Source organism: Pediococcus pentosaceus (assembly GCF_001437285.1).
GTDB lineage: Bacteria > Bacillota > Bacilli > Lactobacillales > Lactobacillaceae > Pediococcus > Pediococcus pentosaceus.
On the sequence record NZ_JQBF01000001.1, the window covers coordinates 203,335 to 221,093 of the forward strand.

General features: G+C 37.0%; 28 protein-coding genes. 20 read left to right on the forward strand and 8 right to left on the reverse strand.

Going from position 1 to position 17,759, the window contains the following annotated elements; all coding sequences use genetic code 11:
- The first annotated feature begins 19 nt into the window (after nucleotides 1–19).
- Together larE and IV86_RS00965 are read left to right on the forward strand one after the other, a co-directional pair.
- Complete coding sequence (larE, locus tag IV86_RS00960) at nucleotides 20–850, forward strand: ATP-dependent sacrificial sulfur transferase LarE (protein ID WP_056979296.1); 831 nt, start codon at nucleotides 20–22, stop codon at nucleotides 848–850.
- Nucleotides 851–870: 20 nt separating this feature from the next.
- The gene (locus IV86_RS00965) at nucleotides 871–1,137 is read left to right on the forward strand and encodes a hypothetical protein (RefSeq protein WP_002832884.1); all 267 of its coding nucleotides are present in this window, start codon (nucleotides 871–873) and stop codon (nucleotides 1,135–1,137) included.
- A 58-nt stretch (nucleotides 1,138–1,195) separates the two neighbouring features.
- Here the strand turns inward: IV86_RS00965 and IV86_RS00970 are convergent, their stop codons facing one another.
- Nucleotides 1,196–2,371 (reverse strand): multidrug effflux MFS transporter, encoded by a 1,176-nt coding sequence (locus IV86_RS00970; RefSeq protein ID WP_056979297.1) that lies wholly within the window; start codon nucleotides 2,369–2,371, stop codon nucleotides 1,196–1,198.
- Between the two features lie 134 nt (nucleotides 2,372–2,505).
- Nucleotides 2,506–3,033 carry a GNAT family N-acetyltransferase gene (locus IV86_RS00975; protein WP_029258160.1) on the reverse strand — a complete coding sequence of 176 codons (528 nt, stop codon included), beginning with the start codon at nucleotides 3,031–3,033 and terminating at the stop codon, nucleotides 2,506–2,508.
- Nucleotides 3,034–3,099: 66 nt separating this feature from the next.
- Between IV86_RS00975 and IV86_RS00980 the strand changes: the two genes are divergently transcribed.
- The 9 genes from IV86_RS00980 (at nucleotide 3,100) to IV86_RS01020 (ending at nucleotide 9,254) form a co-directional block, all read left to right on the forward strand.
- Nucleotides 3,100–3,984 carry a LysR family transcriptional regulator gene (locus IV86_RS00980; protein ID WP_029258159.1) on the forward strand — a complete coding sequence of 295 codons (885 nt, stop codon included), beginning with the start codon at nucleotides 3,100–3,102 and terminating at the stop codon, nucleotides 3,982–3,984.
- Between the two features lie 95 nt (nucleotides 3,985–4,079).
- Nucleotides 4,080–4,550: a flavodoxin family protein gene (locus tag IV86_RS00985; RefSeq protein ID WP_002832888.1), complete on the forward strand. Its 471-nt coding sequence runs from the start codon at nucleotides 4,080–4,082 to the stop codon at nucleotides 4,548–4,550.
- Between the two features lie 16 nt (nucleotides 4,551–4,566).
- Complete coding sequence (locus tag IV86_RS00990; protein ID WP_002832889.1) at nucleotides 4,567–4,983, forward strand: cupin domain-containing protein; 417 nt, start codon at nucleotides 4,567–4,569, stop codon at nucleotides 4,981–4,983.
- Nucleotides 4,983–5,300 (forward strand): carboxymuconolactone decarboxylase family protein, encoded by a 318-nt coding sequence (locus IV86_RS00995; protein WP_002832890.1) that lies wholly within the window; start codon nucleotides 4,983–4,985, stop codon nucleotides 5,298–5,300. Before IV86_RS00990 ends, IV86_RS00995 begins: the two co-directional genes overlap by 1 nt.
- Nucleotides 5,301–5,717: 417 nt before the next feature.
- Nucleotides 5,718–6,440: an ABC transporter ATP-binding protein gene (locus tag IV86_RS01000; RefSeq protein ID WP_056979298.1), complete on the forward strand. Its 723-nt coding sequence runs from the start codon at nucleotides 5,718–5,720 to the stop codon at nucleotides 6,438–6,440.
- Entirely contained in the window at nucleotides 6,440–7,582 is a 1,143-nt protein-coding gene (locus IV86_RS01005; RefSeq protein WP_002832892.1) for an ABC transporter permease, read from the forward strand. The genes IV86_RS01000 and IV86_RS01005 overlap by 1 nt, the downstream gene beginning before the upstream one ends.
- 3 nt (nucleotides 7,583–7,585) lie before the next feature.
- On the forward strand, nucleotides 7,586–8,221 hold the full coding sequence (locus IV86_RS01010; protein ID WP_002832893.1) for a TetR/AcrR family transcriptional regulator: 636 nt from the start codon (nucleotides 7,586–7,588) through the stop codon (nucleotides 8,219–8,221).
- Nucleotides 8,222–8,275: 54 nt separating this feature from the next.
- Entirely contained in the window at nucleotides 8,276–8,728 is a 453-nt protein-coding gene (locus IV86_RS01015) for a MarR family winged helix-turn-helix transcriptional regulator (protein WP_002832894.1), read from the forward strand.
- 10 nt (nucleotides 8,729–8,738) lie between these two features.
- On the forward strand, nucleotides 8,739–9,254 hold the full coding sequence (locus IV86_RS01020; RefSeq protein WP_002832896.1) for a GNAT family N-acetyltransferase: 516 nt from the start codon (nucleotides 8,739–8,741) through the stop codon (nucleotides 9,252–9,254).
- A gap of 93 nt (nucleotides 9,255–9,347) precedes the next feature.
- Here IV86_RS01020 and IV86_RS01025 read toward each other — a convergent pair whose 3' ends face one another.
- The gene (locus IV86_RS01025) at nucleotides 9,348–9,758 is read right to left on the reverse strand and encodes a peptide deformylase (RefSeq protein WP_002832897.1); all 411 of its coding nucleotides are present in this window, start codon (nucleotides 9,756–9,758) and stop codon (nucleotides 9,348–9,350) included.
- A 219-nt stretch (nucleotides 9,759–9,977) separates the two neighbouring features.
- Between IV86_RS01025 and pyrF the strand changes: the two genes are divergently transcribed.
- Entirely contained in the window at nucleotides 9,978–10,688 is a 711-nt protein-coding gene (gene pyrF / locus IV86_RS01030; RefSeq protein ID WP_002832898.1) for an orotidine-5'-phosphate decarboxylase, read from the forward strand.
- Nucleotides 10,689–10,749: 61 nt separating this feature from the next.
- On the opposite strand, the gene IV86_RS01035 is transcribed toward pyrF, so the two are convergent.
- On the reverse strand, nucleotides 10,750–11,559 hold the full coding sequence (locus IV86_RS01035; protein ID WP_002832899.1) for an HAD-IIB family hydrolase: 810 nt from the start codon (nucleotides 11,557–11,559) through the stop codon (nucleotides 10,750–10,752).
- A gap of 504 nt (nucleotides 11,560–12,063) precedes the next feature.
- Here IV86_RS01035 and IV86_RS01040 point away from each other — a divergent pair.
- From IV86_RS01040 to IV86_RS01060, 6 genes are read left to right on the forward strand one after another with little or no spacing between them, the layout of a single operon-like run.
- Nucleotides 12,064–12,318 (forward strand): GlsB/YeaQ/YmgE family stress response membrane protein, encoded by a 255-nt coding sequence (locus IV86_RS01040; protein WP_002832900.1) that lies wholly within the window; start codon nucleotides 12,064–12,066, stop codon nucleotides 12,316–12,318.
- A 10-nt stretch (nucleotides 12,319–12,328) separates the two neighbouring features.
- Nucleotides 12,329–12,874: an alkaline shock response membrane anchor protein AmaP gene (gene amaP, locus IV86_RS01045; RefSeq protein WP_023440787.1), complete on the forward strand. Its 546-nt coding sequence runs from the start codon at nucleotides 12,329–12,331 to the stop codon at nucleotides 12,872–12,874.
- 16 nt (nucleotides 12,875–12,890) lie between these two features.
- Nucleotides 12,891–13,088, forward strand: a complete 198-nt coding sequence (locus IV86_RS01050) for a hypothetical protein (RefSeq protein ID WP_002832903.1) — start codon at nucleotides 12,891–12,893, stop codon at nucleotides 13,086–13,088.
- A 12-nt stretch (nucleotides 13,089–13,100) separates the two neighbouring features.
- Complete coding sequence (locus tag IV86_RS08885) at nucleotides 13,101–13,229, forward strand: hypothetical protein (RefSeq protein WP_011673798.1); 129 nt, start codon at nucleotides 13,101–13,103, stop codon at nucleotides 13,227–13,229.
- Nucleotides 13,216–13,632 (forward strand): Asp23/Gls24 family envelope stress response protein, encoded by a 417-nt coding sequence (locus IV86_RS01055; protein WP_002832904.1) that lies wholly within the window; start codon nucleotides 13,216–13,218, stop codon nucleotides 13,630–13,632. Before IV86_RS08885 ends, IV86_RS01055 begins: the two co-directional genes overlap by 14 nt.
- 32 nt (nucleotides 13,633–13,664) lie before the next feature.
- Nucleotides 13,665–14,075: an Asp23/Gls24 family envelope stress response protein gene (locus IV86_RS01060; protein ID WP_002832905.1), complete on the forward strand. Its 411-nt coding sequence runs from the start codon at nucleotides 13,665–13,667 to the stop codon at nucleotides 14,073–14,075.
- Between the two features lie 90 nt (nucleotides 14,076–14,165).
- Here IV86_RS01060 and IV86_RS08780 read toward each other — a convergent pair whose 3' ends face one another.
- From IV86_RS08780 to IV86_RS01075, 4 genes are read right to left on the reverse strand one after another with little or no spacing between them, the layout of a single operon-like run.
- The gene (locus IV86_RS08780; RefSeq protein ID WP_002832906.1) at nucleotides 14,166–14,330 is read right to left on the reverse strand and encodes a hypothetical protein; all 165 of its coding nucleotides are present in this window, start codon (nucleotides 14,328–14,330) and stop codon (nucleotides 14,166–14,168) included.
- Entirely contained in the window at nucleotides 14,330–15,013 is a 684-nt protein-coding gene (locus tag IV86_RS01065; protein WP_002832907.1) for an NAD(P)H-dependent oxidoreductase, read from the reverse strand. The genes IV86_RS08780 and IV86_RS01065 overlap by 1 nt, the downstream gene beginning before the upstream one ends.
- 3 nt (nucleotides 15,014–15,016) lie before the next feature.
- On the reverse strand, nucleotides 15,017–15,328 hold the full coding sequence (locus tag IV86_RS01070) for a DUF7671 family protein (protein WP_002832909.1): 312 nt from the start codon (nucleotides 15,326–15,328) through the stop codon (nucleotides 15,017–15,019).
- Entirely contained in the window at nucleotides 15,318–16,028 is a 711-nt protein-coding gene (locus IV86_RS01075; RefSeq protein ID WP_002832910.1) for a GTP pyrophosphokinase, read from the reverse strand. Before IV86_RS01075 ends, IV86_RS01070 begins: the two co-directional genes overlap by 11 nt.
- Before the next feature lie 147 nt (nucleotides 16,029–16,175).
- On the opposite strand from IV86_RS01075, the gene dhaK reads away from it, so the two are divergent.
- Together dhaK and dhaL are read left to right on the forward strand one after the other, a co-directional pair.
- Complete coding sequence (gene dhaK, locus IV86_RS01080; RefSeq protein WP_002832911.1) at nucleotides 16,176–17,168, forward strand: dihydroxyacetone kinase subunit DhaK; 993 nt, start codon at nucleotides 16,176–16,178, stop codon at nucleotides 17,166–17,168.
- A gap of 26 nt (nucleotides 17,169–17,194) precedes the next feature.
- Nucleotides 17,195–17,758 carry a dihydroxyacetone kinase subunit DhaL gene (gene dhaL, locus IV86_RS01085; RefSeq protein WP_002832912.1) on the forward strand — a complete coding sequence of 188 codons (564 nt, stop codon included), beginning with the start codon at nucleotides 17,195–17,197 and terminating at the stop codon, nucleotides 17,756–17,758.
- Nucleotide 17,759 lies beyond the last annotated feature (1 nt).

The window sequence follows — 17,759 nt, forward strand, 5'->3', positions numbered from 1 at the left end:
TTAAAGGAGAAACATTATTATGACTGACTTAGAAGCAAAAGAAAATAATTTAATTAAGGATTTAGCATCAAAGCAAAGAGTTGCAATCGCTTATTCAGGCGGAATTGATAGTACATACTTACTTAAAGTGGCTGTAGACGAATTAGGAAAAGACAATGTGTTAGCTATGGTAGTTAACTCAGAATTGTTCTTGGATGATGAATACAATAAGGCTTTGGAATTGGCTAAGGACCTTGGTGCAAACGCAATGGGAGTTAGCATGAGTGAATTAGCTGATGAAAGAATTGCAGCTAATACACCAGAAAGCTGGTATTACAGTAAGCAATTGTTATACAGAACTATTAAAAAGGCAGCAGCAGAAAAAGGCTTTGATATCGTGCTTGACGGAATGATCATGGATGATAATGCTGATTTCCGTCCTGGTATGAAGGCTCGTACAGAAGAAGGCATCGTAAGTTCACTACAAGATGCTGACTTATACAAGAGTGAAATTCGTGAACTTGCTAAAGATCGTGGAATTTCTAACTGGAACAAGGTAGCTTCATGTAGTGTTGCTTCACGTTTCCCATATGGTACAAAGCTTACTGCAGAAGCAGTAAACAACGTATTTGCTGGAGAAAAATGGCTACGTAACGCTGGTTTCCCAGTTGTTCGTGTTCGTGTGCACAGCGATTTAGTACGAGTTGAAGTTCCAGAAGTAGAATTTGCCAAATTATTAGCTAAGAAGGATGAAATGTCAGAATTCATGAAAGGATTGGGCTTCAACTACGTTACTCTTGATGTAGATGGTTTCAAGTCTGGTCGCATGAATGATGTTTTAAAAGAAGAAAAAAAGGCCACTTTAATCTAATTTGATAAAGGAAAAATACGATGTTTAAATATTTAATCACCCAGCTTCAAAATGCTAGTAAAGTTATTTACGATGGAAGTCAATGTCGAGTATTTTTAATGCAAGCTTATCAAGAAAGCATTGCAATCCGACCTAATCTAAAATCTGAACAAGAACTAGCATTAATTAATCGTTTTTATGAATTAAATAGAGAACTGATTGAGCTTTCAGACAATCGCTTTAACACCAAGCAATTAGAATATAGAAAAGTGATCGATGAATTGATCAGTGCCATGCAAGCTGCATAAGATGACCGAAAAAGACGTTTCTAAATTAAAATTAGAAGCGTCTTTTTGATTTTATGGATTATTTATTTTTAAAACGTAACTCATAGCTAAGTAACATTACGACTGTAATTGCTAGGATATACAAGGGTAAGATTCCAATCCATCCGGTATGAAATGCACTAATTAGATAGGTGAAGAAACTGATACAAATATAGTACCCAAAACTAAAGATACCACTAGCTACCCCAATCACGTCTTCGTAACCAACGAGTGCTAAATTAAGTGCCATTGGAAGTGTAATATATAAACCAAAAAAGACGATAAAAATACATAAAATAAAGAGGTAAATATTTCCAATCCAACTGGCACCCACTAATAGGAAGGCTCCAAACATGGCTAGGATTAATCCCCATTTGGTAATTTGAATGGCGCTGATCTTGGCAACTAGGTGATTAATGGTTATAGAACCGAAAATACTAGATAAGGCAATCACTACTCCTAAAACACCATATTGGATAGAACTAAGATGAAAATGTTCAATAAAGATAAAAGGTGCTTCAGCATAGAAACTGAAGAGAATGCCATTAATTCCACTAATTAGTAAGCCGTAGACCCAAACGTTTGGATCAGTTAAAAGACGCATAACAATAGGTTTTAATGCCGGTTGACGAGTAACGTTAGACAATTGGATATTAGTTTCTGGTAGTCGTCGGAGTGTATATAGATATAAACTAACTGCCATGACAATTAAGACAGAAAATACATTACGATAACCAAAATAAGTCTGAGTAACTCCGCCTAATAATGGTCCCATTGCAGGGGAGAGGGCTAAGGCAGCCTCAACTTTAGCGAATACTTTCGCCCCGGTTGTACCAGCAAAGGATTCGCGCATGATGGATTGTGTTACGACAGAACCGACGCTGGCACCAAAGGATTGGACCAATCGAAACAGAATTAGGATTGCAAAATTAGGAGCGCACAGTAATCCAATGTTACCAGCTAGGTAAACGATTAGTCCTGCTAACATCGCTGGACGCCGACCGACACGGTCAGAGTAACTACCCCAGAATAAAACACCTAGGGCAAAAGCGATGAAATAAGAACTCATGGTTAATTGCCCCGTCTGAGCGGTAACCTGCAGAGCCGAACTTAAAGCTGGTAAGGCAGGGGTAAAGATGGACTCACTAATTTGTGGAAAACCAACCAGAACGATAATTAATAGTAAAGATGGAACTTGTTTTCGGACGTTTTTCATTTTAAATCTCCTTAAATTTTATTATGCAGAAAAACGTCCTAATTTAATTACGGTAGCAGATGCGATAAAACCAACGTAGGCCAAATAGACTCCTCCCTTTCAAAATTTGATTTAATTATTGTAACAAGTTAAATTTAGTTTTCCAAATTTAGTTCAAAGGCTAAACGTCGACCATCTTCGGTAGGGTTAACATAGATAATACCGGTGTATTCAAAATTAAATTGTTGAACAAGGTGTTGCATTCGCTGATTAAGTTCGTGCGTATCAATCCGGAAATTATTAATCCCAGCGTGCGTTCCTAAGGTGATTAAATTGGATAGGAAGAACTTGCCGAGAGACATTCCGCGGTAGTCAGGCGAAATAGCAATTCGGTGAATAGTAGCATATGGTGCACTAGTATTTTTCCATTGACCGTCTGAAATATTTTCGTAGTTGGCATCCGGGGTGGTCAGTAAAGTGGCGGTACCTGCAATTTGATTATCGACTTTCAGTACCCAACAATTTCCATGATTAATGTCGTTGATGAAAGTAGTCTCATCGGGACTTCCATCTTGCCATTGAGGACTACCATCCGCTTTCAATAAAGCTTTGGCGTTATCAATAATTTTCATGATGGCGGGTAAATCTTGAGGTTGAGCTTTTTTAACGTATATATTACTCATGTAGCTAGGCTCCTTTTATTGTATGTTGTATATTAAGTATAGTATAAAAAATTGGAGGATTGGGAAATGGAAATTAGAACTCTGCGTTATTTTTGGACAATCGCAGAAGAAGGAACGGTTTCTAAGGCAGCGGAAGCTTTGCACATTACCCAACCTACTTTAAGTCGACAAATCAAAGAATTAGAAGAAGAATTTGGAACGGAGTTATTTATTCGGGGGCGACGCCAGATTCAACTAACAGAAGCAGGCATGTTTCTAAAATCCCGTGCAGAAGAAATTTTAGAGCTAACCCAGCAAACAAGTTTAGAATTCGAAAACCGTAAAAAGCAACTCTTTAGTGGACATATCACTATTGGGTGCATTGAAGCCGATAATTCTGATACTTTAGCCTTAATCTTAGAGGATTTTATCCGAGATTATCCGCAAGTTACATTTACCATTTACAGTGGGACTAGTGACGACATCACAGAGCGTTTAGATAAGGGCTTAGTGGATGTTGCAGTTTTAATTAAGCCCATCGCCACAGAAAAATATCACGAAATTGTACTTCCCCGTACTGAAAAATGGGGATTATTAGTTTCCAAAGCATCGTATATTGCTCAGAAAGATAAAATTGTACCGACTGATTTAATGGGGATGCCGTTGTTAGTGTCAGGACGTCCTGAAGTTCAGGAATTAATTTCAAAATGGAGCAAGATTGACTATCAACAATTAAATGTTGTCGGTCATTATAATTTAACCTTTAATGTGCTCCCACTAGTGAAACGTCAAGTAGCTCAAGCGTTCATTATTGAAGGATCAACTAGGAATACCCATCCGGATGGAGTTAAATTCATTCCGTTAGAGCCGGAAGTTAATACTAACTGCGTTTTAGTTTGGAAGCGGGAGCGTAATCTATCACCGGTAGTAAATAAATTTATTAATTACTTCTACCATGCTTTCAAAGCATAGAAATGGATAAAATAAGCATTTTACGAATTACATAAAAAGTCTTAACATTATTTTTGTCGAAAGATGTTAAGGCTTTTTCTAATCGGAGGTGCATAGTGGAAATAGCTTATTTTACCCATGCTGAAGATGGAAATACTGAAATTCTGATGCGAAAAATTGCTGGGCAATTAAATTTGCCATCAAATCGGATTATGCCAAAAAAACCATATCCGATAAGTTACGAAGCATTGGTGGAACGTGCTAAAGATGAACATGAACACAGTATTTTCCCTGAAGCTAGCATAAACCATGAAATTAGTGATGATGTTTTAATACTGGGGACACCAATCTGGTTTGGTGAGTTACCCAATGTGGTTAAAAAATTTTTAAAGGAACAGCTGGTTGCACCACGAGTAATTTATCCTTTTTGTACCAGTGAAGGGAGTGGATTGGGAAACAGTATCAACGAATTAAAAGCAATTTTCCCAGACACAGAGATTAAGCTAGGGTTAGCAGTACAGGGTTCCAAAGTAAATAAGGCAGATCAAGCAGTAGCAAATTGGTTAGAACAGTTAAATTTAATTTAAAAGGAGCAGTTTAATTATGAAAAATGAAGCAGTAAAAAACGGGGTTATTTTCCCCGCTGGGCCTAAAAATGATGCATACGCAAAATACTTTGTAGGACAAAGTTATCTACAGGGGCTTGTTTCAGACCCCGAAGTTAATGTTGGAGTTGGAAATGTTACTTTTGAGCCTGGTTGCCGTAACAACTGGCATATTCATCATGATGGATTCCAAATTTTACTAGTAACGGGTGGAGAAGGCTGGTACCAAGAAGAAGGACAACCAGCACGCCATCTTACAGCTGGTGATGTTGTAGTAACCCATGATGGTGTAAAGCACTGGCATGGCGCAACTAAAGATAGTTGGTTTGCACATGTAGCGATCACTGCTGGAACACCAGAATGGCTTGAAGCAGTTAGCGATGAACAATATAAGGCAGTTGAGGAGGGCAAATAATGGTTAAAAAACAGACCGCAGGACGCGAACAATTAGGTGAATTTGCACCAAAATTTGCAGAATTGAATGACGATGTATTATTCGGTGAAGTTTGGTCACGTGAAGACCAGCTTTCAGCTCGTGATCGGAGTATGATTACATGCGCAAGTCTGATGTCGCAAGGCTTATTTCCCCAATTAGAAGCACACATGAAGATTGCTAAAGAAAATGGCGTAACTAAGGATGAAATGGTAGAACTAATTACACATCTTTCGTTTTATGCAGGTTGGCCTAAGGCATGGTCAGCATTTGGTTTAGCAAAGAAAATATTCGAATAAAATAGTAAGACAGCTGTCTCAATCTGAGGTAGCTGTCTTTTTATTTACTAATGGTCTTTGCGTAATTAAAATTCCACAAATAGTTAAAACTACACAACCAACAGTTAATGGTCGCCCCGATTAAAACTAAAAATAAGAAGGTAATCATCTGTATAACTAGGGTAATTAATAGGCGGTTATGTTGAATTTTATTGTCAAAAAGTTTCCATAATATGTAAATATTGAAGGAATCACTAACTAGTAATCCCAGAATGAAAAGATCAGCTTAACTAGCAAGCATTAATTTGTAATTTATTATATTTTCTCACAATTGAACTTCAAATGAAGTTAGAAGTTATTGACTAAAAAATAAATATATTTTATACTCCAACCAGTAAGTGAGTAATCACTCACTTAATTCGGTTAAGGAGAATTTTTATGAATAAATCAATAATTGAGTTAAAAAATATTGTTAAAAGTTTTGGAAAACAAAATGTTTTAAAAAATATCAACCTTAATGTCCAGCAAGGACAAATTGTGGGATTGATTGGGCCCTCTGGTTCAGGAAAATCTACAATTATCAAAATTGCGTTGGGCATGGAAGTGGCTGATAAAGGTACCGCAGAAATTTTTGAGGCTAAAATGCCCAACCGTAAATTATTATCTAAAATTGGTTATATGGCCCAAACGGACGCATTGTACATGACTTTAACCGGTTTTGAGAACTTAAAATTTTATGCCAAAATGAAAGGTATCAAATCGAGTGAACTACAATTGCAAATTGATCATGTTGCAGAAGTAGTTGATTTAAAAGATGCGCTTAATAAACGGGTTGAAGGATATTCTGGTGGAATGATGCGTAGATTATCTTTAGGAATTGCTTTATTGGGTAATCCTAAGTTATTGATTTTGGATGAACCAACGGTAGGAATTGACCCCGCGTTACGACGGAAAATATGGCGAGAATTAAAACGGATAAAAAATAACGGACAAAGCATTTTGATTACTACGCATGTGATGGATGAAGCTGAACAAGTTGACGAAGTAGCGCTGATTCTGGACGGAAACGTGATTGCTTTAGATAGCCCTAAAAATTTAAAACGACAGTATGATGTACCGTCTATTGAAGATGTCTTTTTGAAGGCGGAAGGAGCAGAATAATGAGGATTATTGCAATTACAAATCGTGTTTTAAAAGAGTTAATGCGGGATAAACGAACTTTAGCGTTAATGTTTTTAGCTCCAATTTTAATTTTAGTATTAATGAGTTTTATTTTTAACAATAGCGGTACAACAAATGTGAAAGTAGGAACGGTAGGTATTTCACATGAGTTGAACCAAAATTTAAATACGATTAAACATGTAAAAATTCATCAATATGACTCAGAAAAAACGGCGAAAATAGCATTAAAAGCTGAAAAGACAGATGCAATTATTGAAAAAGACGGCAATAATTTTAATATAACTTATGCTAATACTGATGCAACTAAAACAGCCACTACTAAGATGGCGTTCAAAAATGCGGTTACTGTGAATAATATTAAACAGCTTAAAAAACATTTAGAACAGAGTAACCGGGCTTTAAATGAACTTCAAACGAAGTTAGCTTTAGTTACTAAAAAATCAGTTAAAACCAAAAGCATGCCCGCAACTCAAGCTAGTCCGAAAATTAAAAATCATTATGTGTATGGTGATGCTAACACCAGCTTCTTTGATAAGATTTTACCAATTTTAATGGGCTTCTTCGTTTTCTTCTTTGTCTTCCTAGTTTCTGGGATGGCGCTTTTGAAAGAGAGAACAAGTGGAACTTTAGATCGACTTTTAGCGACTCCAGTTAAACGTTCTGAAATTGTATTTGGCTATATGCTAAGTTATGGGATAATTGCTATATTACAAACCATAGTGATCGTATTGGTAACTATTGGATTATTAGGAGTGGAAGTGGTTGGCAATATTGGGAGCATTATTGTTATCAACTTGCTATTAGCTTTAGTCGCTCTAGCATTTGGAATTCTACTTTCTACTTTTGCCCATTCTGAATTCCAGATGATGCAATTTATTCCAATTGTGATAGTACCTCAAGTTTTCTTTGCTGGAATTATTCCGTTAGATACGATGGCTGATTGGGTTCAAAAAATATCTTATATTATTCCACTTAAGTATGCCGGCGATGCGGTTAGCAATATTATTATGCGAGGAGCCCGACTTTCAGCTTTGGGGGGAGATATTGGAGTGTTATTAATTTTTCTAGTTATCTTAACTATTTTAAATATCGTTGGATTGAAACGATATCGGAAGGTGTAAATAATGAGTAGTGCAATCATATTTGATAATTATAAAACGTGGCTTGATGAGCAAAAGCTTCCTAAGGGTCAGAAAAAAGCTCTTTTAGCAGGGTTAGATTTATTTGCTAAACAGGGATTTAATGGAACTTCGACAGCCCAAATTGCTGAAAAAGCTGAAATTAGTCAGGCAACTATATTTAAATACTTTAAGACTAAGCAAGATTTACTGATGGGAATTCTTAAACCGGTATTTATAAATTTATTTCCAGTTTTTCGGGATAGTTTTATTGATGAATTAAGGCAGTTCACTGACTTGGAAGATATGGTACGTTTCTTTGTTTATAACCGTTATCAATTTGTACGAGACAATGAAGACGCAATTCTAATTTTAATTACAGAGTTGCTAACTAATCGTGATATTCGAGATTTATTTTTTGGAGTGATAAATGAACCTGGAAAATCAGTCATTGAAAATGTAAGAGAGAACTTAAATAAAACAGGACAATTACGACCTGAATTGGATTTTCCAGCCGTAATGAGAATCATAATTGGACAGATTTTTATTTATTTTATTCAGCATCGATTCATCGGTAATTCAAACGAAACACAAGATTTAAATTTAATTGTGGAACAAATCATACGAGCAATCAAAAAATAATTTTGTTGTATTTGCAACTAAATTAAAGTAAAATACTCTCAGAGGGAAGTAATTATGGAAGATATTTTACGATCAATTGGATCAATTTCAAGAGAATTGGATTCGATTGCTAATATTGAATTTAAAGAATTAAATTTAACCAAAGGCAAGTATTTATATTTGGTTCGAATATGTGAAAATCCAGGAATTATCCAGGGTGAATTAGCTGAAAAAATTCGAGTTGATCGGACGACCGCAGCTCGAGCCGTAATGAAATTGGAAAAGGATGGATTTATTACACGTGGAGCTGATCGGGACAATCATAAGATTAAACGTCTATATCCCACTGAACAAGGTAAGGCAGTATATCCAACGATTAAACGCGAAAATAGCTATTCGAGTAGAATGGCGCTGGCAGGATTTACGGATGCAGAAGCTACAGCATTGAAAGCAATGTTGGAGAAAGTCGAACGAAACGTTAGTATCGACTGGAACTATGTAAAAAGTGGTCATCATAGAAAATATTGAGGTAAATTGAATGACAATCGATATTCAAAAAGTACAAGTTGAAGAAGTAGAAGCGTTACAAAAGATAAGTATTGAGACTTTTGGCGATACTTTTGGCGCAGATAACAGTTCTGAAGATCTAGACCAATACTATCAAAAAGCATACAATTTCAAACAGCTAACTTCAGAAATTACTAATGATGCATCCTACTTCTTTTTTGCTAAGCAAGCTGATCAGCTTGTAGGGTATTTAAAAGTCAACATAGATGAAGCCCAGTCAGAAAAAATGGGGCCCGACACTTTGGAAGTTGAGCGGATTTACGTGCGTCAGCAATTTAAACGTTTGGGAATTGGTTCTAGATTAATGCAACAGGCACTTAAGGTTGCACAAGAAAACCACAAACGTAAAATTTGGTTAGGCGTTTGGGAGCATAACGAAGCTGCTAAGAAATTTTACCAAACTCAAGGTTTTAACCAAGTTGGAGAACATGTTTTTCAATTAGGTAATGATTTGCAACGTGATTTAATTATGCTAAAAGATATTTAATGGAGAAGCCCCCTAAAATGGATGGGCTTTTTTGTTTGGAATAAACTGGTGATAAATTAAAAAAACTAGCAAATTAATGCTAGTTCTCCGAAACTAAATAATAATTCCATCACAATGATCAACTTCATGTTGAATAATTTGGGCGATGAATTCTTTAAATTTTTGGGTATGTTTTTTAAATTCTAAATCAAGATACTGAACTTCGATTTCGTCGTAACGAGTGGTGGAACGTTCACCGGTTAATGACAGGCAGCCTTCTTCAGTGGTATATGGATTACCCTTTTTGAGAATGACAGGATTGATCATGGGGACGTTCATCATTCCCATAGTGACAACGATGATTCTTTTATGAACGCCAATCATGTTAGCGGCCATTCCCACGCAACGTTCGCTATTGGTTTTTAAAGTATCCATCAAATCCATTACTACGGATAAATCTTGTTTGGTAGCGGGAATTGACGTTTGAGATAAAATTTGTTGATCATGAATTACACTCTTAATCATGTTGAACTCCTTAATTAATTTATAACACCATTTTACCATTTTTAGAACCTTGACATTCAAAGGCTAGGCAAGTAGCATGAATGTAAATAAATCGAGTCGCTTTAAATCGATCCAGAGAGATTGATAAGCTAGCGAATACACCGCAAACTAGGTGCTGGTTAGCATACCTAGACCTTGCGGTGTTTTTTGATGTTAAGAGCGGTTCAGAATGGAGTTTTTATGGAAAAACCAGTTATGATTGCGCTAGATTTTAAGGATCGGGGAGAACTTAACCAATTCTTGGAGCAATTTCCGGAACATTTGAAGTTAACCATTAAATTGGGAATGGAACTTTTCTACGGAATGGGTCCCGAAATCGTTCGAGATATGCGTCAAAAAGGGCATGACATCTTTCTTGATTTAAAATTGAACGATATTCCTAATACGGTAGAAAAAGCAATGATACAATTAGGTCGAATGGGGGTTCAATACACAACAATCCATGCGATGGGTGGTTCTGATATGATTCGAGCGGCTAAACGAGGATTGGTTGTTGGAGCTAGAGAAGTAGACTTACCAACGCCTAAACTATTAGCAGTAACGGAATTAACTTCTATTTCAGAAAAGCAACTAAGTGAAGAACAGAATGTTAGTTTACCAATGGCAGATCAAGTACTTAGCCTAGCAAAATTGACTAGTACGGCTGGCGGAGATGGTGTAATTTGTTCTCCAAACGAAGTTAGTTATTTAAAACCCCAACTTCCAGAAGATTTTCTGTTTGTGACACCTGGAATTCGACCTGCCGGAGCAGCAAAGGGTGATCAAAAACGGACGATGACTCCTGCGGAAGCTGCCAAAGCAGGAAGCTCAGCTATTGTGGTAGGTAGACCAATTACTCAATCTGAGGACCCGGTTGTGGCGTACCAAGCAATTTTAAGTGAATTTAACTAAAAAAATCGGCGTTGTCAAAACTTTTGAAATTAAGCTCAAAAGTTAATTGACCGCCGATTTTTTATAATAGTTTTTCTAGGGTGTCTAATACACCATCATGTTCATTATCATATCGAGTTAAATGGTTAGCTACTGCTTTGACCTTAGAAAAGGCATTTTGAATAGCATATCCATTAGGAGTCATTTGTAACATTCGTAAGTCATTTTCGTTGTCACCAAAAGTCACCAATTCATCTGCGTTTACGTTATATCTTTGCATTAAATGCTGAAGTGCAGTTGATTTATCTACGTGACTGAAACCGATTAGTTCAGTATTGAACCCCGAGCTTAAACTCCCCAACGTAGGATCTAGAAGACTTCGTAAACGCTCAATTTTTTGATTGATATTAGGACTATCTTCAAAGCTAAGAGCAATTTTGACAATCGGATCTTCAATTCCGCTCTTAGTAAAATGATTAATATCATCGACAGTTTGAATTTCTTTGTAAAAATTTTTGATGAAATTCATAACGTCTGGAGTAGTATTTGTATCTACATATGAACTATTTAAGCCACAAATATTAATTAAGATCTCATCTGGACCAAAAGCTTGGTTAATCGAATCTAATGTGTCTTGAAGAAGTCTTGGAGAGATTTGTTGCACATCGATTAATTCGTTGCCGGAATAGATGATGGAGCCATTTTGGGAGATGAAATCCATCTGCTCAGCTTGAGGTTCAAACAGCGCTTGAAGGCGCTCATGTTGAGAACCACTAGCGGCGACGAAGTGAATATTTTGGCGTTGCATTTCTTGAAAAATTTCACTAAAACGTTGTTTATTGTATTGATTTTGGTTGTCAAGGAAGGTTTGATCCATATCCGTAGCAATCATTTTTATCACTATAGTCACCTAATTTCTAAAAGTTATATAATAAGTTTAAAACAAAATAGTTAAAATAGTAAGTGCTTACAATATTTCGAGCACTTTTTTAATAATTGGAGGAAAGATAATGCGTAAGAACGAAAAAGGTAGTGGGGTTTTAGAAATTGTCGGTGGCGTACTTAATTTGGCAGGCGGAGCTCTAATTATGGCTGCCGGAATTGTTAAATTAGCTAGTAAAACCAAGTAAAATATCGTTTGGTAAATAAAATCAGCTTATTTTTCAAGAAAAAATTTATTTTAGTGAATTAAATCGAGTTCTAACCGAAAAGCCCAGCATAGCGTGGGCTTTTTTTGCTATTTTGAAAAAAGAAATCGCTACCTCAAATCGTATATTTTATGAAAATGATAAGCATATTCTTTGATATGCAATCTGACAACATGATATCCTAATGGTGAACCAGTAAGCAATAGCGTTTATTGGTTATCAGCATAAACTGAAAGGAGTTGTTTTATATGTTTGGATGGTTATGGTCATTAATTATAGGTGGTATTATCGGTGCCATCGCAGGAGCACTAACTAGTCGTGATTTACCGGCTGGCTGGATTGGCAATATTGTTGCTGGACTTGTCGGTGCTTGGTTAGGACAAAGCCTATTGGGAACATGGGGACCTTCCTTAGCAGGTATGGCGCTCGTTCCGTCAATTATCGGAGCAGTTATCTTAGTTGTAATTGTATCTGTTATCTTCGGAATGCGTAAGAAGGGATAGAGGTGATTACATGAGTCGAACCAGTAAGATTTTATTGAGTTTGATGGCAGTAATTACCCTGATTCAAACGGTTTGGTTCGTTTCAAGTGAAATGTTCATTCCTTATCTTACCGACTTTTTTGAATCGATGAGAACCACAAATAGCCGCCTTACAGAAGTTGTTGCAATTGTATTCGGGGTTATTGTCGCTCTGTTTGCACTAGTCATGTTAATTATTGCACTATCTAGTCGAACTAGCGAGAAAGATTTGAAATTGCAAGGCGGAAGAGGCAAATTGACCATTCCTAAGAAGTCGATGGAACAAATTGTTGATAAGTCAATTGCTGAGAATCATCAAGTGGGTAATATTCAAACCAAAGTACGTGTCCGTGGAAATGATCGGATCCAAGCTCAAGTAAGCGTGGAAGATATATCGGATGGGAACTATGATGTGAATGCCAAAGAGATTCAAGAAACTGTTCAAGATAGTATTCAAAGACATTTAGGAATGAAGAGCCATGTTAAGGTTCAAATCATTCCGCGTAAGCAGTCCAGTAAGTCACTGAAAGTCATATAGGAAGGCGGGATTTTAGATGAGTAGCGAATTGTTAGGAGCTTTAGTTGCGATGATTCTCGGAATTGTCTGGGTCTCGATCGGATTTGGCAGCGCAGTGTTGGTCGGAGTGCTTGGAATCCTTGGATACCTAGGTGCCAGATATGGTAAGTCAGTTTTATCACAGGCAATTTCAGAACTAATGGCAGCTTTGAACATTGATCGTAAGAAGAACTAGGGGGGACGTTTAATGGCAAAGAAAGTGGATCGTAATAAACCTTTAAAATCATTACTTGGAATGATGGTTGTTTCAAGTTTATGGTTTGCATGGAAAAATCGTCGTAAGATTCAGGAGGTGCTAAACCATGGACAATCCTAGAATTGCACAAGCAAGCTTAACCTTTGATGAAGGGGTTATCGAAAAAATTGCGGGTCTAGCTTCGAGAAAAGTTGACGGAATTCTTTCCTTTGACGGCGGACTATTTGATAGTTTGACAGATAAGTTAAGAAGTAAAGTAGATCCAACTCAAGGAATCACTGCTGAAGTTGGGGAAAAGCAGGTGGCACTTGAGATGAATGCAACTGTTGAGTATGGCTATGATATTCGTGAAATTTTCACTCAAGTTTGTGATGTAGTTAGCGAAGAAGTGGAACGTCTAACTGGTTTGAAGGTTGTGGAGCTCGATTTTCACGTAAACAATGTTTTAAGTAAAAAACAGTGGAAAGAACAAAATAACCGCAAACCAAATTCTGATTTAGAACCTAAGCCAGAAGCTAAATAAGCTTCGAAAATTTTGAAGGGAGATCTATAACTATGGATAAAGTAGCACAACCAGAAACAAAACTAACATTTGATGATGAAGTATTAGCTAAAATTGCTGGAAAAACAGCAAGCAACGTTGATGGGGTACTTTCATTAGAAGGTAATATTTTTGAAAAAGTGACTGATCGAATTTCTAAAGGCGATGATCCTACAACTGGTGTTAATGTAGATATCGACGACGAAAATCAAAAAGTTTCATTGAAGATGGATGCTTTACTAGAATATGGTAAGAATGCACAATCCATTTTCGATAAAATGGTAACAAAAATCACTGCGGCAGTGAACGAGATGACCAACATGGAAGTCGCTGAGATTAAACTCAACGTCAAAGATGTGTTAACTCGCGAAGAGTGGGCAGATCGCACAAAGGACGACAAGAAACATGAGGATAAAAAACACTAAACCTTAAAAGACCATGACAATTAACAATGTCATGGTCTTTTTTGATGCCTAATTATTAAGAATTGCTGGGATATATTTGTCTTAGTGAAATCATTCCCACATTCTTCCGTCTAATTCTCTTTGAGTTTGGTCGATTCTTTTCGATTGTTCCCGAACAAAGTCTTTTAATCCTAGATAAAAGGACTGTTCTCGATAGTCTGAAGCAGATTGACGGAGCTGTTCAATTTGTTCAATTAACCATTTTTGATCATCCATCACACATCCTCCTCTTTTTTCATTTCAATCAAATTCCATTGTAAATCGTCGAGTTCATCCTGACGCTCTTTAATAGTGAATAAAATCTGTTGAAGTTGCTCAGAATGTGATGGATGTTGATCAATCCGTTTTTGTAGTTCTGCCTCAAACCAAGCGGCCTGGTCTTTAAAGTGACCTCCACCAACGTTCGTAGTGTATTGCTGGTAAGCAACCAACAAGCGTTGTTGGGCATCAGGTTCTAGGTATAAAAACTGGTGGACGGCCAATATTGGGAGATACATCATCTTAGTTTTGTTGGCAAATGCTTCAAAAGGACGCATTAATTCTGATATGGTGAATTTTTCGGCTGCCCCAGCTTGGAAAGCATTCCCATTGTCTCCAGTCGAAACCACAATTCCTAGTTCTTTACCTTCCAAAGCATATTGATGACCAGCGGCAAATTTAGTGGTCATAACGGTGTCCATCCATTGCTTCAGTAATGCGGGAGCGCTATACCAGTACAACGGAAATTCTAGAATAATGCGATCATTTTGGAGTAATAAAGATTGTTCTTGTTCGACGTTAAAATCTGTAGCTAAGGGATGCCAAGTTACATTTGAAAAATTCTCGATAGCCGCTTTAAAAAAGGGCTGAGTATTAGACCTTGCAAGTTCTGGATGTGCGACGATAATCAAAGTTTGCATGCACTAAACTGCCTCCTCTTTAAATTTTTTGATAGCTATTTCCAGCATTTCATCTGAAATAAATTCCTTAGTAAAGCGTTCTAAAGGAACAAAATTATGGCGATTTTTAAAGCTTAATTTAGTTGCGCCCACGATTGCCACTAGTAAATTGTTCTCGGTTAAAAATAATTGACCGAGCTTCAGAAACTTTCCTTTAGTGTGTTTGCCATTCCGCCAGACATGGATTTTAATTTCAGTATTAAATATGTAATGACCGGAATTATCAAGCTTGATTGGGACTCCATAAAAACACGTGACGGGATATTTATCCTTCATCTTTAAACACCCGTGGGTCAGATAATTCACGATAAATATTTTGCATGTTTGATTCAATCTTAAAAATTTCATTAGCATCTTCGACTAACTGATTTTCAAAATGTTCTACTTTTTCGTCAGCAACGTTGGTCTTATAGCGAAGCTTATGCTCTAAACTGGCCCACATATCCATACCAACGGTCCGAATCTGTATTTCAACAGGAGTGTTTACCGGACCAGTAGACAAAAATACGGGCACACTAACTACTAGATGAACACTGCGATAACCACTAGGTTTAGGATTTTTGATGTAATCTTTAGTTTTAATGAGTGTAATATCGCTTTGAGAAAGCAGATTTTTTTGGATAGTGTAAACATCGCTAATATAGTTAGTAACAACGCGAATCCCGCCAATATCAAAGATGTTTTGTTTAATAGACTCGATATCACGGTCTAAATGTTTTTTCTCTGCCTTATTAAAAAGAGAGGTTATAGTTTTCATTCTTTGTTCCATATGATGAATGGGATTATGGTCATATTCTCCTCGATATTCACCATCCAAGTTTTCAAGCTTGGTTCCAATCTCATTTACGGCGGACTGACAAAGTCGATAGTAACGTACTAAGTTGCTAAACTCTTGAACGTGTTCAGATCCAATTACACGCGTGAGTTCTTTATTGATACCTTCGTTATTAAACATATTGCTGCGTTCTAAAATCATTTGATCGTTCTCCTTGGTTTGTACATATAATTCATTATACGAGAATTTTATTTTTATTAAACTTTTTAGGCTTTATTCTTGTGATTGTAATCGCTTTCTACTATGCTTTAATTGTACGAAAAAAGTTACCGAGGGGGAAATGTTTTCATGAAAAAAATCATTAATGATCCAAAGAATGTTGTCGATGAAATGGTTCAAGGATTGGTAAGAAGTTACCCCGAATATTTAGAAAGAATTCCAGAAACAGGTGTAGTTTATCGTCATGACTTAAAAAATATCCAAGGTCAAGTTGGAATTGTGAGTGGCGGTGGAAGTGGTCACGAACCCACTCATGCTGGGTTTGTAGGCGATGGAATGTTGAGTGCGGCGGTTTGTGGGGAAGTGTTTACGTCACCAACTCCGGATCAAATCTTTGAAGCAATCAAGAAAGTTGATTCGGGAGCCGGTGTATTCTTAGTAATTAAAAATTATTCTGGAGATGTCATGAATTTTGAAATGGCTCAAGACATGGCTGAAATGGAAGATATTAAAGTTAAATCGATAGTTGTTGATGATGATATTGCGGTAGAAAACAGTACTTATACTCAAGGACGCCGTGGCGTCGCAGGGACCATCTTCATGCATAAAGTTTTAGGTGCGGCCGCAGCTAAAGGAGCCAATCTAGACGAACTAGAACAATTAGCCCAAAAAGTTTTGCCTAATATCAAGACGATTGCAGTCGCTTTAAGTGGTGCAACTGTTCCAGAAGTAGGTAAACCTGGATTTACACTGGGTGAAGATGAAATTGAATACGGTGTAGGTATTCATGGTGAGCCAGGCTATCGGCGGGAAAAGTTACAACCTTCCAAGGCCTTAGTAGAAGAATTGGTTGGAAAATTGAATCAAGAGTTCAAATTCGAAAAGGGCGATCAAGTAGCTGTCTTAGTTAATGGAATGGGGGCTACCCCACTCATGGAGCAGTATATCTTCATGAACGATGTTTTAAATAAATTAGCTGATTTAGGTTTGGAAGTTAAATTCACCAAGGTAGGTAGTTTAATGACTTCGCTTGAAATGGCCGGAATTTCACTAACCTTGTTTAAGGTATCCGACGAAATTGTTGAAAACCTAAATTACGCCACAGATACCATTGCTTGGTAATTTTAATTAGGATGGAGAGAAATAGTATGTTAGACGTTGAAAATGTAAAAAAATGGATGACCAAATTTAACGAACAAATTCAAGCTCACCACGATTATCTAAGTGAATTGGATACACCCATTGGGGACGGAGATCATGGAAACAATATGGCGCGTGGGATGAATGCAGTCATGGAAGCTATCGCCGATAAGGATTTTACGGACGTTCCAGCTATTTTTAAAACAATCGCAATGAGCTTAATTAGTAAAGTTGGTGGAGCTTCTGGTCCTTTGTATGGGACTGCTTTTATGGAAATGGCCAAAGTTGGAGACGGTGAAGTTAGTGCGTTATTACCAGCAGCATTAGCTGGAATTAAGAAACGGGGGAAAGCAGAAACCGGAGAAAAAACAATGGTGGATGTATGGGCTCCTATTGCTGAAAAAACTGATTTTACTGCTGATGATGTCGATAAGGCCGTCGAAGCTACTAAAGATATGATTGCTACCAAAGGGCGCGCTTCTTATGTAGGGGAACGTTCAGTAGGGCATATTGATCCAGGTGCCATGTCTTCAGGTTACCTCTTGAAGGCCTTACTAGAAGTGGAGGAATAGT